We start from the raw sequence: 14,028 nt of genomic DNA, 5'->3' as shown, positions 1-14,028 counted from the left end.
GCCGGGCGGCGCTCCGCCGGCGTGCGCCGAGGGGGGTCGCCGGCCGTGTCGAGGTCGGCCCGAGGTGTGCTAGGTTCCCGGCCCCATATGCCGCGTCGCACCGACATCCGGAAGATCATGATCGTGGGCTCCGGGCCGATCGTCATCGGCCAGGCCTGCGAGTTCGACTACTCGGGCACCCAGGCCTGCAAGGCGCTCAAGGAGGAGGGCTACGAGATCGTCCTCCTCAACTCGAACCCCGCCACGATCATGACGGACCCCGGGTTCGCCGATCGGACGTACGTCGAGCCGATCACCCCGGAGGTCGCCGAGCAGATCCTCGCCCGCGAGAAGCCGGACGTGCTCCTCCCCACGCTCGGCGGCCAGACGGCGCTGAACCTCGCGGTCGCCCTCGCGCGGAACGGAGCGCTCGCGCGGCACGGCGTGCAGCTCATCGGCGCCCAGCTCGAGGCGATCGAGAAGGCCGAGGACCGGCTGCTCTTCAAGGACGCGATGCAGCGCGTCGGCGTCGAGCTGCCCAAGTCCGGGTACGCGACGAGCTGGGAGGAGGCGCGCGCGATCGCCGAGGACATCGGGTTCCCCGTCATCATCCGCCCGTCCTTCACGATGGGCGGCGAGGGCGGCGGCGTCGCCTACAACCGCGAGGAGTTCGAGCCCCTCGCGAAGCGCGCGCTCTCCCTCTCCCCGACGCACACGATCCTCTGCGAGGAGTCGATCATCGGGTGGAAGGAGTACGAGCTCGAGGTGATGCGCGACAAGCACGACAACGTCGTCATCATCTGCTCGATCGAGAACTTCGACCCGATGGGCGTCCACACGGGCGACTCCATCACCGTCGCGCCCGCGCAGACGCTCACGGACAAGGAATACCAGCGGATGCGCGACGCCGCGGTCCGCATCATCCGCGAGATCGGGGTCGAGACCGGCGGCTCGAACATCCAGTTCGGCGTGCACCCGCGCACCGGACGGATGGTCGTCATCGAGATGAACCCGCGCGTGTCGCGCTCGTCCGCGCTCGCCTCCAAGGCGACCGGGTTCCCCATCGCGAAGATCGCCGCGAAGCTCGCCGTCGGCTACACGCTCGACGAGCTCAAGAACGACATCACCCGCTACACGCCCGCGTCCTTCGAGCCGACGATCGACTACGTCGTGACGAAGGTGCCGCGCTTCGCCTTCGAGAAGTTCAAGGGCGCCGACGACAGGCTCACCACGCAGATGAAGTCGGTGGGCGAGGTCATGGCGATCGGCCGGACGTTCCAGGAGAGCCTGCAGAAGGCGCTCCGCGGCCTCGAGATCGACCGCTGCGGGCTCGAGTCGCCGCTCGGCAAGCGCCCGGGCGACGCGTACTCGGCCGACGAGGTGGAGCGCATCAAGGCGCAGGCCCGCGTGCCGCGCGCCCACCGGATCTTCTGGATCGCGGAGGGGCTCCGCGCCGGCCTCTCGGTCGACGACCTCTACGCGCTCACCTACGTCGACCCGTGGTTCCTGCGGGAGATGGAGGAGATCGTTCGCGCCGAGGCGGGACTCGCGAAGGGCGTCCCCGCCGGCGCCGAGGCGTTCCAGGCCGTGAAGCGGATGGGGTTCTCGGACAAGCGCATCGCCCAGCTGGCGGGGACGACCGAGAAGGCGGTGCGCGACGCGCGCTGGAAGGCGGGGGTCCGGCCGGTGTTCAAGCGCGTCGACACCTGCGCCGCCGAGTTCGAGGCCTACACGCCGTACCTGTACTCCACCTACGAGGAGGAGTGCGAGGCGGTGCCGACCGATCGCCGCAAGGTGATGATCCTCGGCGGCGGCCCGAACCGCATCGGGCAGGGCATCGAGTTCGACTACTGCTGCGTGCACGCGTCGTTCGCGCTGTCGAAGGCCGGGTACGAGACCATCATGGTCAACTGCAACCCGGAGACGGTCTCGACCGACTACGACACCTCCGACCGGCTCTACTTCGAGCCGCTCACGCTCGAGGACGTGCTCGAGATCGTCCACGTCGAGAAGCCGGAGGGGCTCATCGTCCAGTACGGCGGGCAGACGCCGCTCAAGCTCGCGGTGCCGCTCCACGAGCTCGGCGTGCCGATCTACGGCACGACCCCCGACGCGATCGACCGCGCCGAGGACCGCGAGCGCTTCTCCCAGCTCATCGAGAAGCTCGGGCTGCGCCAGCCCGAGAACGGGGTCGCGCGCAGCGCCGGCGAGGCGTTCGCGGTCGCCCGGCGCATCGGCTACCCGGTGATGGTCCGCCCCTCCTACGTGCTCGGTGGCCGCGCCATGGAGGTCGTCTACGACGACAAGGACCTCGAGACCTACCTGCGCGAGGCGGTGCAGGCCTCGAACGAGCGGCCGGTGCTGGTGGACCGCTTCCTCAAGGACGCGGCCGAGGTGGACGTGGACGTCGTCTCCGACGGCCGGGACGTGGTCGTCGGCGGCGTGATGGAGCACATCGAGGAGGCCGGCATCCACTCCGGCGACTCCGCCTGCGCGCTGCCGCCGTTCAGCCTCGCGCCGGAGAAGGTGGCGGAGATCGAGCGCCAGTCCGTCGCGCTCGCGAAGGAGCTCGGCGTCGTCGGCCTCATGAACGTCCAGTTCGCGATCCAGGGCGACGACGTCTACGTGCTCGAGGTGAACCCGCGCGCCAGCCGGACGGTGCCCTTCGTCGGCAAGGCGACGGGCCTGCCGCTCGCGAAGGCGGGCTCGCTCTGCATGGTCGGCAAGAGCCTCGAGGAGGCGGGGGCGCGAGGGGCCGAGAAGCCGCGGCACGTCTCCGTGAAGGAGGCGGTCTTCCCCTTCGCGCGCTTCCCGGGCGTCGACACCATGCTCGGGCCGGAGATGCGGTCCACCGGCGAGGTGATGGGGATCGATCTCGACTTCTACCGCGCGTTCTTCAAGGCGCAGGCGGCGGCGGGGAACACGCTCCCCGGCTCGGGCGCCGGGCGCCGGGCGTTCGTCTCGGTGAAGGACTCCGACAAGCCCGCCATCGTCGACGTCGCGCGCCGGCTCGTCACCCTCGGCTTCGAGGTGCTCGCCACCGCCGGCACGAGCGCCTTCCTCGGCGCGCGCGGCATCCCCACGACGCCCGTCCTCAAGCTGCACGAGGGACGTCCCTCGATCGTCGACCGCATCAAGGACGGCGACGTTCACCTCGTGTTCAACACGACGGCCGGCAAGGCGGAGATCGCCGACAGCTACTCCATCCGGCGGGAGACCCTGATGAAGGGGCTGCCCTACTTCACCACCCTGACCGGCGCGCGGGCGGCGGTGGGGGCGATGGAGGCCGCGCGCGGCGGCAGTCCGAGCGTGCGCTCGATCCAGGAGTACCACGGCGACGGCCGGCAGGCGTCCCGTTGACAGCAAGCCCCGGGCGCTCTACTGAAAGGTCTGGAAGCGGCCGCCCCGGGCTTCTCGGGCCGGCCGCAGTCATTTTTTCGGAAGGTGGAAGATGTCCGAGCGCGTCCCCATGACGAAGGGCGGCCTCCTCCGGCTCAAGGAGGAGCTCAAGCGCCTGAAGAACGTCGAGCGCCCGAAGATCGTGAAGGAGATCGCCGAGGCGCGGTCCCACGGCGATCTCTCCGAGAACGCGGAGTACCACGCGGCCAAGGAGAAGCAGAGCCACATCGAGGGTCGCATCCTGCAGGTCGAGCACTGGATCGCCAGCGCCGAGGTCATCGACGTCTCGAAGCACGTCGGGGACCGCGTGGTGTTCGGCGCGACCGTGGCGCTCGAGGAATCCGACTCCGGCGATCAGGTGACCTACCGGATCGTCGGCGAGCTCGAGGCCGACCTGAAGCAGGGCCGGATCTCGGTCACGAGCCCCATCGCCCGCGCGCTCATCGGCCGCGAGGAGGGGGACACCGTGACGGTGCGCACCCCCGGCGGCGAGAAGGAGTACGAGATCCAGTCCATCGCGTTCATCGAGGAGGAGCTCCCGGCCGAGTCCGGCGAGTAGTCGGACCGCGCTGGTAGCCTCGCCCCCGTGGAGCGGAGGGGCCGCCAGGGCGATGCGCCCGCCGCCGGGGAGTCCGTCCCCGGCCTCGCCGCCGCGCAGCAGGCGCTCGCGGCGCTCGTGCCCCCGCTGCGCTTCGCGGTCAAGGACGGCTTCGCCGGCGCGCCCCGCCTCAAGGGGTTCGGCGAGCTGGCGCGCGGCGCCATCGCGCGCGCCCGCGCCGCGGGCGCCCCCGACACGCCCGCCCTGCAGCGGCTCGCCGCCGAGGCCGACGGCTTCGACGCGCTCCCCGCGGAGGGTCGCCGCGCCTCCCTCGCGCGCATCGCAGGGGGGCTCTCCGCGCTCATCCCCGTGCCGGACGAGCTGCGCGAGGTCGCGAGGCTCGGGCGGACCGAGCTCGGTGGGGGGAGGAGGACCGCGGCCGCGCCCGTGGCCCCGACATCGACCGCGACGACCTCGACCTCGACCGCGACCGCGACCCGGACCCCGACCGCGACCCCGACCGCGACCCCGAACGCGAGCTCGAGCTCGAGCCCGACCGCGCCGACCCCTCCCACTCCGGTCATCGACCGCTGGACCGAGGCTCCCCCGCCGCGCTCGCCGGAGGAGCGCGCCGCCCGCCGCAAGCAGCTCGCGATGCCGCTCGCCTCGCTGCCTCGCGTCCACCCGGCGACCCGCGCGCAGCTCGAGGAGCGCGGGCGCGCCACCGTGGAGCAGGCGCTCGAGTTCTTCCCGAAGGGCTACCAGGATCGCACCCACGTCCGGCGCATCGCGGAGCTGCGCGCCGGCGACGAGGGAATCGTGCTCGGCACGGTGAAGCACGTCCGCGTGCAGCGCATGCGCAACGGGCGGCCGCTCCTCAAGGTCGGGGTCTCGGACGCGTCCGGCGCGCTCGAGCTCGTGTTCTTCAACCCGCCGCCGTGGCGGCTGCGCCAGTTCGCGGCCGGCGAGGGGCTCCTCTGCTCCGGCAAGGTGACCGAGGGCTTCGGCCGCCGGTTCCAGATGAGCCAGCCCGAGGTCGAGAAGCTCGCGGCGGGCGACTCGGCGAGCTTCGGACGCATCGTCCCCATCTACGCCGGCCCCGCCGACTACCAGCACCCGGCGCTGCGCAAGCTCGTGAAGCGGCTCGTGGACGAGCACGCCCCGCTCGTCGTGGACGACCTGCCGCCCGCGGTCCGTGCGCGCCGGGAGCTCGTCTCGCGCGCCGTGGCGCTGCACGACGCGCACTTCCCGACGCCCGGCACCGACCTCGCGCTAGCGGCGGAGCGGGCCACGCCCGGCTTCCGCCGGCTCGTGTTCGAGGAGCTCTTCTTCCTGCAGCTCGCGCTCGCGCTGCGCCGGCGGGGCGTGCGCACCGAGCCGGGCATCGCCTTCGACGCCTCGCCGGCGGCCATCGCGCGCGCGCTCGCGCTGCTCCCGTTCCAGCTCACCGGCGCGCAGGCCCGCGCGCTCGACGAGATCGCCCGCGACATGGGCCGGCCCGAGCCGATGAACCGGCTGCTGCAGGGCGACGTGGGGAGCGGCAAGACCGCCGTCGCGTTCGCGGCGATGATGCTCGCCGTCCGCTCCGGCCACCAGGCCGCCCTCATGGTCCCGACGGAGATCCTCGCCGAGCAGCACGCGCGCACGCTCGCGGGATGGCTCGCGGGGACCGGCATCGAGGTCGCGCTCGTCGCGGCCGCCGCGCGTGGCAAGGGGCAGAAGGAGACGCGCGCCAGGGTGGCCGACGGGACCGCGCGGATCGCCGTGGGGACGCACGCGCTCCTCGAGCAGGACGTCGGGTTCGACCGCCTCGGCCTCGTTGTGGTCGACGAGCAGCACCGCTTCGGCGTGCTGCAGCGCGCGAAGCTCATCGGGAAGGGGCGGCGCCCGGACGTGCTCGTGATGACGGCGACGCCGATCCCGCGCACGCTCGCCCTCGCGTTCTACGGCGACCTCGACCAGTCGAAGATCGGCGAGCTGCCCCCGGGCCGAACGCCCGTCGCGACCAAGGTCTACGGCGACTCGCAGCGCCGGGCGGCGTACGAGCTCGCGCGGCGGGAGCTCGAGGCGGGACGGCAGGTGTACGTCGTCTACCCGCTCGTCGCCGAGTCCGAGAAGACCGACCTCGCCGACGCGACGACCGGCGCGGAGGAGCTGCGCCGCGTCTTCGCCGGCCACGAGGTGGGGCTCCTCCACGGCAAGCTGAAGGCCGACGAGAAGCAGGCCGTGATGGACCGCTTCCGGGCGGGCGCGATCCGTGTGCTCGTCGCGACCACCGTGATCGAGGTCGGCGTGGACGTGCCGAACGCGAGCGTGATGATCGTGGAGCACGCGGAGCGGTTCGGTCTCTCCCAGCTCCACCAGCTCCGCGGGCGGGTCGGTCGCGGCGCAGCGCGGAGCCACTGCCTCCTCATCGCGCACTTCAAGCGGGTGGGGGACGAGGCGCGCGAGCGGCTCCACGCGATGGAGGAGACGCAGGACGGGTTCGAGATCGCGCGCGTTGACCTGCGCATCCGCGGCCCCGGCGAGCTCCTCGGCACGCGCCAGTCGGGCCAGAAGCTCTTCGAGGTCGCCGACCTCTACCGCGACGAGGCCATCCTGGAGGAAGCGCGCGAGGACGCGTTCTCCCTCGTCGACGCCGACCCAGAGCTCCGCCGTCCCGAGCACCGGGCGGCCGCCGAGGCGCTCGGGGAGCGCTGGTCCGAGCGGCTCTCGCTCGCGCAGATCGGGTGACCGGCCGCGGAGCGTCTCCGCGCGCGCCACCCGGGCCTAGGATGAGGGAGTGAGCGCCGACCTGTCGCGCGCCCTCGAGGCGATGGGCATCCGCGATCCCGCGGTCCTGCGCGCCGTCGCCGAGGTGCCGCGCGAGCTGTTCGTGCCCCCGCACCTCCGCCGCTCGGCGGACGCCGATCACCCGTTGCCCATCGGCTTCGGGCAGACCATCTCCCAGCCGTTCGTGGTCGCCTACATGACGGAGCAGCTCCGCCTCGCCGGCCGCGAGCGCGTGCTCGAGGTCGGGACCGGCTCCGGATACCAGACGGCGATCCTCGCGCGACTCGCGGCGGAGGTGTTCTCGATCGAGATCGTCCCGACGCTCGCGGATCGCGCGAGAGAGATCCTGCTCGGCACGCTCGGGCTCGGGAACGTCCGCCTCCGCACCGGCGACGGTGGGGCGGGCTGGCCGGAGGCCGCGCCCTTCGACCGGATCATCGTGACCGCCGCCGCCTCCGAGGTGCCGCCCGCGCTGGTCGCGCAGCTCGCCCCCGGCGGCCGGATGGTGCTCCCGGTGGGCGAGGCGCCGGACTGGCAGGTGCTGCGCGCCGTCGAGAAGGGCAACGACGGCGCGAACGCCTCGACGGACCTCATCCCGGTCCGCTTCGTGCCGCTCACCGGCGACGCCGGCTGATGCGCTACACTCGTCAGCCGATGATCGTCTGTCCGGTGTGCGACCACTCCCAGGCCGAGGGAGGAGTGTGCGAGCTGTGCGGGAACCCGCTCGCGGCGGAGGCCGAGCTCGCCGCGGGCCTGGCGCCGCTCGAGGGGCTCGAGCCGACCCGCCACGCCGCCACGTCGGCGCCGGAGGCGTCCCCCGTGGACGGCCTCGAGCCGACCGCCCACACGGCTGCCGGCGCCGTGACCCCGCCGCCGCTCGAGATCGAGCAGACGCGCATTGCCCCGCAGGACGTCGACGCGCCAGCGCTGGACGGCCTCGAGCGGACGGCGCAGCAGGGGACGGGCGACGACGACCCGACGCCGCTCCCGGTGTTCGTCACCTGCCGCTACTGCCGGAGCCCGGCGCTCCCCGGCGAGCGGATCTGCGGGCAGTGCGGGATGCGGCTTCCGGTCGCGCCCGGGGCGAGCGGTGAGCCTGCCTCGCCGGGAGGGCGCGTCTGCGGCTGCGGCGCGCTCGTCCGCGGCAGCTCGTGCCCGTCCTGCGGCGCGCGCCCGTCTCCGTGAGGCGCCCCGACCCCTTGAAATACGGGGCGGCTCCCGGCAAATTGGCGGGTCCTCCATGAAAACGTTCCACGACCCCGAGGTGTTCGCCCGCGTCAAGCGGCTCCCCACCTACGTCTTCACGATCACCGACCGGCTCCGCGACGAGGCGAAGGCGCGCGGCGTGGACGTCGTGGATCTCTCGATGGGGAACCCGGACCGCGGCGCCCCGGCGCGCGTCGTCGAGCGGCTGAGGGAGGCGGCGGGTGACGCGCGCCTCCACCGGTACCTCGACCCGCGCGGCCTGCCCGAGCTCCGGGCCGCCGCCGCGCGCTGGTGGAAGCGCCGGCACGGCGTCGAGGTCGACCCCGAGCGCGAGGTGCTCATCACCATCGGCTCGAAGGAGGGCATCGGCCACGCGCTGCTCGGGCTCCTGTCCGAAGGCGACGCGGTCCTCGCCCCCACGCCGACGTACCCCATCCACGCCTACGGCGCGGTGCTCGCCGGCGCGGAGACGATCCCCGTCCGCGTGGGGCCGGGCCTCGACTTCTTCGACTCGCTCGTCGAGGCGACGGAGAAGGCGGAGCGGCGCCCGAAGGGGATCGTGGTGAACTTCCCGGCGAACCCGACCGCGTCGGTCGCGACGCCCGAGCTCCTCGAGAAGGTCCTCCGCTTCGCCGAGGCGCGGCACCTCTTCGTCATCTCCGACCTCGCCTACTGCGACCTCGTGTTCGACGGCGGGCGTGCGCCGGCGATGCTCACCATCCCTGGGGCGCGCGAGCGCACGCTCGAGTTCATGTCGCTCTCGAAGAGCTACGGGATGGCGGGGTGGCGCGTGGGGTTCTGCGTGGGGAACGCCGCGCTCGTCGCCGCGGCCGCGCGCGTGAAGAGCTACCTCGACTACGGCCTCTTCGGCCCGACCCAGCTCGCGGCGGTGACGGCGCTCGACGAGTGCGAGGACGACGTCGCCGCGAACCGCGAGCGGTACCAGCGCCGCCGGGACGCGCTCGTCGCCGCGTTCGGCGCGGCGGGGTGGCGGATCCCGCAGCCCGCGGCGAGCATGTTCGCCTGGGCGCCCATCCCGGAGCCGTTCCGCCCCCTCGGCTCGCTCGAGTTCGCCCGCCGGCTCGTCGAGGAGGCGGGGGTGTGCGTCGCGCCGGGCGTCGGGTTCGGCGCAGCCGGCGAGGGCTTCGTCCGGATCGCGCTCGTGGAGGACGAGGCGCGCCTCGCCCTCGCCGCGGAGCGCGTCCACGGCATGCTGCAGAAGGGGAGGTGACCCGATGTCCGCCCCGGCCCCCTCGGCCTGGTTCCGCTGCGCGCAGGGCTGCGACTTCCGCGCGGAGCTCGTCGACGTCGTCTACGAGTGCCCGCGCTGCGGCGGCCTGCTCGAGGTCGAGCACGATCGCGCGGCGCTCGCCGCGCGCTCCGGCGCCGAGTGGAAGGCGCTCTTCGACTCCCGGTTCAAGCTCGGCGCGTGGCCGTACGGCTCCGGGGTGTGGGGCAAGAAGGAGTGGGTCTACCCGCAGCTCGCGATCGAGAACGTCGTCTCGATGTTCGAGGGCGGCAGCCCGCTCCTCCGCGTGGACCGCTACGCCCGCGAGATCGGCCTCGACGACGTCTGGGTGAAGGAGTGCGGCGTCACGCACACCGGGTCGTTCAAGGACCTCGGCATGACGGTGCTCGTCTCTGCCGTGAAGGAGATGCGCGCCCGCGGGCAGGCGGTGCGCGCGGTCGCCTGCGCCTCGACGGGCGACACCTCCGCCGCGCTCAGCGCCTACTGCGCCGCCGCCGGGATCCCGAGCGTCGTCCTCCTGCCGCGGGGCAAGATCTCGACCGCCCAGCTCGTCCAGCCCATCTCGAACGGCGCGCTCGTGCTCGAGCTCGACACCGACTTCGACGGCTGCATGCGCGTCGTGCGGGACCTCGCCCACACCAAGGACATCTACCTCGCGAACTCGATGAACTCGCTGCGCATCGAGGGGCAGAAGACCGCCTCGATCGAGATCGCGCAGCAGCTCGGCTGGACGTCGCCGGACTGGATCGTGATCCCGGGCGGCAACCTCGGCAACGCGAGCGCGGTCGGCAAGGGCTTCCTCCTCATGAAGGAGCTCGGGCTCGTCGACCGGCTCCCGCGCCTCGTGGTCGCCCAGGCGGCGCAGGCGAACCCCCTCTGGCGGGCGACGAGCGGCGCGGGCGTGAAGCCGACCGCGGCGGTGGACGTCGCTCCGGTCCCGGCGCAGCGCACGCTCGCGTCGGCGATCCAGATCGGCGCGCCCGTGTCGGCGAAGCGCGCGCTGCGGGCGCTCGAGGCGCTCGACGGCGTCGTCGAGCAGGCCACGGAGCAGGAGCTCGCGGACGCCGCGGCGCGCGCCGATCGCGCGGGGCTGTTCACCTGTCCGCACACCGGCGTCGCGCTCGCCGCGCTCGAGAAGCTCGCCGCGCGCGGCGCGATCCGCCGCGGCGAGCGGGTCGTGGTGATCTCCACCGCGCACGGGCTCAAGTTCTCGGACTTCAAGGTCGGCTACCACGACGGCACGCTGCCGGGGATCGCCTCGCAGCTCAGGAACCCCGGCGTCCAGCTGCCGGCGACGCTCGGGGCCGTTCAGGACGCGATTGCCGCCCGCTTCGGTCAGCGGTAGAAACGGCCCCGATGGAGACCGTCCCCCCCGCCCAGGACACCGCCGCGCTCCGCGCCGAGCACGACGCGCTCGCGGCGCGCCTCGAGATCCGCCGCTCGATCGACCACGTCCGGCGCGGCGCGTACATCGGCTTCGCGGCGCTCATCGGCGTCGGCCTCGCCGTGAAGCTCGGATGGGATCGCTGGGGCACCCTGGCGCCGGGCGTCGTCCGGAAGATCCCGACCGGCCCGCCGGTGTTCTTCTTCCTCGCCGTCGTGCTCACCGCCGTCCTCGTGATCCTCACGCTGCGCGAGGCGCTCCGCGCGCGGCGGCTGATGCGCGACGAGGACGCGCTCTTCTCCCGCATGCTCGCGCTCCGCGGCATGCTCGGGCTCGATCACTGACATGCCGGCGAGGCGCGACCGGCGCGGCCGCTTCATCGTCCTCGAGGGGCTCGACGGAGCCGGGACGACGACGCAGGCGCGCCTGCTCGGCGATCGCCTCCGCGCGGCCGGCCGCACCGTCCACGTCACCGCCGAGCCGTCCGGGGGTCCGATCGGGAGCCTCGTCCGCCAGGCCTTGTCGCGCCGGGTCGTCGGCGGGCGCGGGGAGGGTGAGCTCGACCCGGGCGCGCTCGCGCTGCTCTTCGCGGCCGATCGGCTCGACCACGTCGCCGCCGAGATCGCACCCAAGCTGGCCGAGGGCGTGGACGTCGTCTCGGATCGCTTCACCCTCTCGTCCCTCGCCTACCAGGGCCTCACGACCCGCGATCTCGCCTGGGTCGAGGCGGTGAACGCCCACGCGGCGACGCCGGACGTGACGCTGTTCCTGCGCGCGCGGGCGGCGGTGGCGCTCAAGCGGCGGCGCGCCGCGACGATGGACCCCGAGCTGTACGAGGTCTCTGACTTCCAGCGCGCGGTGGCGCGGAGCTACGACCGCGGCATCGAGCGGCTCCGCGCCGCGGGGCAGCGGGTGGTGGAGCTCGACGGCGAGGCGCCCGTCGAGGCCGTGGCGGACGCGGTCTGGGCGGCCGTCGAGAAGCTCCGCTGAGCCTCGCCGGCACGCGCGCCGGGCGCCCCGCCCCGTCGCGCGATTTGCGGATCGCGCGCGCGCCCTCTAGTTAGAGGGGATGCCCGGTCCCACGGCGATCCTCGTCGTCATCGGCAACGAGGTGCTCTCGGCGAAGGTGCAGGACGAGAACGGCCCGTGGGCCGCGCGGCGCCTGCACGAGCTCGGCGTGCGGCTCGACGCGATCCTGACCCTGCCCGATCGCGTCGACGAGGTGGTCGAGGCGGTGGACCGCGCCCGTCGCCGCGCCAGCTGGGTGTTCACCTCGGGCGGGGTCGGCCCCACGCACGACGACGTGACGGTCCCGGCGGTCGCGCGCGCCCTCGGGCGCCGCCTCGTCCGGTCGGGCGCGCTCGTCGAGAGCCTCCGCGCGATGCACCGCCGCCACCACGGCGGCGCGGAGCCGCCCGAGGCGACGCTGCGCATGGCGGACGTACCCGAGGGGACGCGCCTGCTCGGCGACCCGTCGTTCCCGACGATCGCCGTCGAGAACGTCGTCATGCTCCCGGGCGTGCCCCAGTTCTTCCGCTGGCAGTTCGACCGGATCGCGCCGCTGCTCGCGGCCGCGCCGTTCCACCTCGCGTGCGTCTTCCTCGCGCTCGGGGAGGAGGAGATCGCGCCCGCGCTCGCGCGCGTCGCCGACGCACACCCGGCGGTGGAGATCGGCAGCTACCCGCGCTTCGACGACGCAGATCACCGCGTGAAGGTGACGATCGAGGCGAAGGACGGGACGCGGGTGGACGCGGCGCTGGCGGCGCTGCTCGCGGCGCTCCCCGCCGGCGCGGTGGTGCGGACGGAGCCGGGGTGAGGCCGCGGGCGCGCCCCTCTGGCGGCGGGACCGCGCGACGCGGCGGCGGGCCCGGCTGCGGCTCAGAGCTCGAAGCGATCGATCTTGCCGGCCTTCTGCAAGACCTCGAGCGCGCCGAGCGTCGCCTTTTCCTTGTCGTTTCCCTGGATCTTGACGACGAGCGGCGCGCTCGACGCCTTGCCGGAGGCCGGCGGGTACACTGCGACGGCCCAGCTGTCGCCGAGATCCTTGTCCACCAGGACCCGGCATTCCATGCTTCCGATGAACGCGCGTGCCATTCGGGATCGCTCCTTTAGGGTGCGCGCAAGATATCCCGAAAGGCAGCCGATGAGAAACCTGCGCTTCGTCCTCCTGCTCGCCTTCGCCGCTTGCTCCTCCGGACCGCGCCTGCCGCGTACCGCGCAGGGAGAGAAGGTGATCGAGATCCGTGGCGCGGTCGAGGGCGGCCCGTACGCGGTCGGCGAGAAGGACCTCGCCGCCATGCCCCGTCGCGGCGTGCGCGGCGTCGACCCGGTCACCGGGCGCGAGGCGCTCTGGGAGGGCACGCCGCTCGCGCTCCTCGTCTCGGATCGCGTCGCGCCGAAGAAGGGGACCGACACGGTGATCGTGCGCACCACCGAGGGCACGGCGGTCCCGATCCCGCTCACCGTGATCCGCCAGCTGCGGCCGGTCCTCGCGGACCGGACCGACGGCGCGCCGATCGCGATGCGCGTCCTGGCGTGGCCCAACCTGGAGCAGGCGGGGCTGACGACGGACCCCCGGCAGGCGTCCTGGTGGGCGCACGGGGTGCGCGCGCTCGAGATCGTCTCCTGGCAAGGCACGCTCGGGACGGCGCTCGCCGCCCCCCCGGGCGCCCCTGACCGGGCCCGCCTCGGATCGGGCGAGTTCGGCGCGCGCTGTGTCGCCTGTCACCGGCTGCGGAGCGCCGGCGGCGAGCGCGGGCCGGATCTCACCGCCGTCGCGGACCGGCTGTCGCACGATCGCTTCCGGGAGCTCATGCGAAACCACCCTGCTCGCAGCGACGGGATCGAGCCGCCCGGGGCCGAGGCGAGCGAGGATCTCTGGACGTTCCTCCGCGCGGTGGCCACGGCGGGCGAGGGCGGCGGTCCGTCCGCGCCCCCCACGTCCTCGGCCGCGGCGGCGCCGTAGCCGGCGGGGGCGAGCCTAGACCGTCCAGATGAAGCCGATCCGGACGCCGACGAGCTCCGCGATCTGCTTCGCGATCTGCTTCCCGTCGCGGCCTGCCACCCAGCGCGGGATCACCACGTGGAACTCGCCCCCGGTGAGCTCCGCGGCAGAGGCGAAGAGCTGCCAGCGGCTCGCGACGTCCTCCAGCGTCACCGGTCCAGGGGAGAGCACGTCGAGGAACACCGGCTTCGGCGCGTCGCAGAAGAGCGCGGGGCGGTGGTCGCGCATCGCGCCGTGGATCACCTCGGGCTGGTCCCAGCCCGGCAGGTCCGCCCGGACGCCAGAGTAGCCCGCGAGCGGAAGCGTCTCGGCCATGAGGCGGATGAACGCCTCCTTCTGGACGTCGTTCGGCGCCTCGACCGCCGCGGGGGTCTCGAGCATCTCCATGGCGCAGCCAGGGGGTCGGCGGGGGAGCTCCCCGCCGTCCCCGGCCCTCCCACACGAAGGGTGGTCCTCGATCGCGTCTGGCGCATCCCCCGCGCTCCAGCGAGCGTCCG

The 14,028-nt window shown here is 73.5% G+C and carries 13 protein-coding genes; 11 read left to right on the top strand and 2 right to left on the bottom strand.

From position 1 onward, the window contains the following. Positions 1-87 precede the first annotated feature (87 nt). From carB to MNY62_RS10290, 10 genes are all read left to right on the top strand, one after another. Positions 88-3,339: a carbamoyl-phosphate synthase large subunit gene (carB, locus tag MNY62_RS10335; protein WP_242344074.1), complete on the top strand. Its 3,252-nt coding sequence runs from the start codon at positions 88-90 to the stop codon at positions 3,337-3,339. Positions 3,340-3,430: 91 nt separating this feature from the next. Next, complete coding sequence (gene greA, locus MNY62_RS10330; protein ID WP_242344073.1) at positions 3,431-3,937, top strand: transcription elongation factor GreA; 507 nt, start codon at positions 3,431-3,433, stop codon at positions 3,935-3,937. Positions 3,938-3,964: 27 nt separating this feature from the next. Next, positions 3,965-6,649: an ATP-dependent DNA helicase RecG gene (gene recG, locus MNY62_RS10325; RefSeq protein ID WP_242344072.1), complete on the top strand. Its 2,685-nt coding sequence runs from the start codon at positions 3,965-3,967 to the stop codon at positions 6,647-6,649. Between the two features lie 49 nt (positions 6,650-6,698). After that, a complete protein-coding gene (locus MNY62_RS10320) occupies positions 6,699-7,322 on the top strand; it encodes a protein-L-isoaspartate(D-aspartate) O-methyltransferase (protein WP_279426403.1) in 624 nt (207 codons plus the stop codon). Positions 7,323-7,342: 20 nt separating this feature from the next. Next, the gene (locus MNY62_RS10315; protein ID WP_242344071.1) at positions 7,343-7,873 is read left to right on the top strand and encodes a hypothetical protein; all 531 of its coding nucleotides are present in this window, start codon (positions 7,343-7,345) and stop codon (positions 7,871-7,873) included. A gap of 55 nt (positions 7,874-7,928) precedes the next feature. After that, a complete protein-coding gene (locus MNY62_RS10310) occupies positions 7,929-9,125 on the top strand; it encodes an aminotransferase class I/II-fold pyridoxal phosphate-dependent enzyme (protein WP_242344070.1) in 1,197 nt (398 codons plus the stop codon). A 4-nt stretch (positions 9,126-9,129) separates the two neighbouring features. Next, entirely contained in the window at positions 9,130-10,488 is a 1,359-nt protein-coding gene (gene thrC / locus MNY62_RS10305; protein ID WP_242344069.1) for a threonine synthase, read from the top strand. 11 nt (positions 10,489-10,499) lie between these two features. Next, entirely contained in the window at positions 10,500-10,871 is a 372-nt protein-coding gene (locus MNY62_RS10300) for a hypothetical protein (RefSeq protein WP_242344068.1), read from the top strand. A gap of 1 nt (position 10,872) precedes the next feature. Then, a complete protein-coding gene (gene tmk, locus MNY62_RS10295; RefSeq protein ID WP_242344067.1) occupies positions 10,873-11,517 on the top strand; it encodes a dTMP kinase in 645 nt (214 codons plus the stop codon). Between the two features lie 79 nt (positions 11,518-11,596). Next, positions 11,597-12,343 carry a competence/damage-inducible protein A gene (locus MNY62_RS10290; protein ID WP_242344066.1) on the top strand — a complete coding sequence of 249 codons (747 nt, stop codon included), beginning with the start codon at positions 11,597-11,599 and terminating at the stop codon, positions 12,341-12,343. A 62-nt stretch (positions 12,344-12,405) separates the two neighbouring features. On the opposite strand, the gene MNY62_RS10285 is transcribed toward MNY62_RS10290, so the two are convergent. Then, entirely contained in the window at positions 12,406-12,621 is a 216-nt protein-coding gene (locus tag MNY62_RS10285; protein WP_242344065.1) for a hypothetical protein, read from the bottom strand. Between the two features lie 49 nt (positions 12,622-12,670). On the opposite strand from MNY62_RS10285, the gene MNY62_RS10280 reads away from it, so the two are divergent. Continuing rightward, positions 12,671-13,492: a hypothetical protein gene (locus MNY62_RS10280; RefSeq protein ID WP_242344064.1), complete on the top strand. Its 822-nt coding sequence runs from the start codon at positions 12,671-12,673 to the stop codon at positions 13,490-13,492. A gap of 15 nt (positions 13,493-13,507) precedes the next feature. Here MNY62_RS10280 and MNY62_RS10275 read toward each other — a convergent pair whose 3' ends face one another. After that, positions 13,508-13,918: a hypothetical protein gene (locus MNY62_RS10275; RefSeq protein WP_242344063.1), complete on the bottom strand. Its 411-nt coding sequence runs from the start codon at positions 13,916-13,918 to the stop codon at positions 13,508-13,510. Positions 13,919-14,028: the final 110 nt, after the last annotated feature.

The sequence above is a fragment of the Anaeromyxobacter terrae genome, from assembly GCF_022690685.1.
Lineage (GTDB): Bacteria > Myxococcota > Myxococcia > Myxococcales > Anaeromyxobacteraceae > Anaeromyxobacter > Anaeromyxobacter terrae.
The sequence above is the reverse complement of the archived record's forward strand: the minus strand, read 5'-3'. Positions and strand labels throughout refer to the sequence as shown.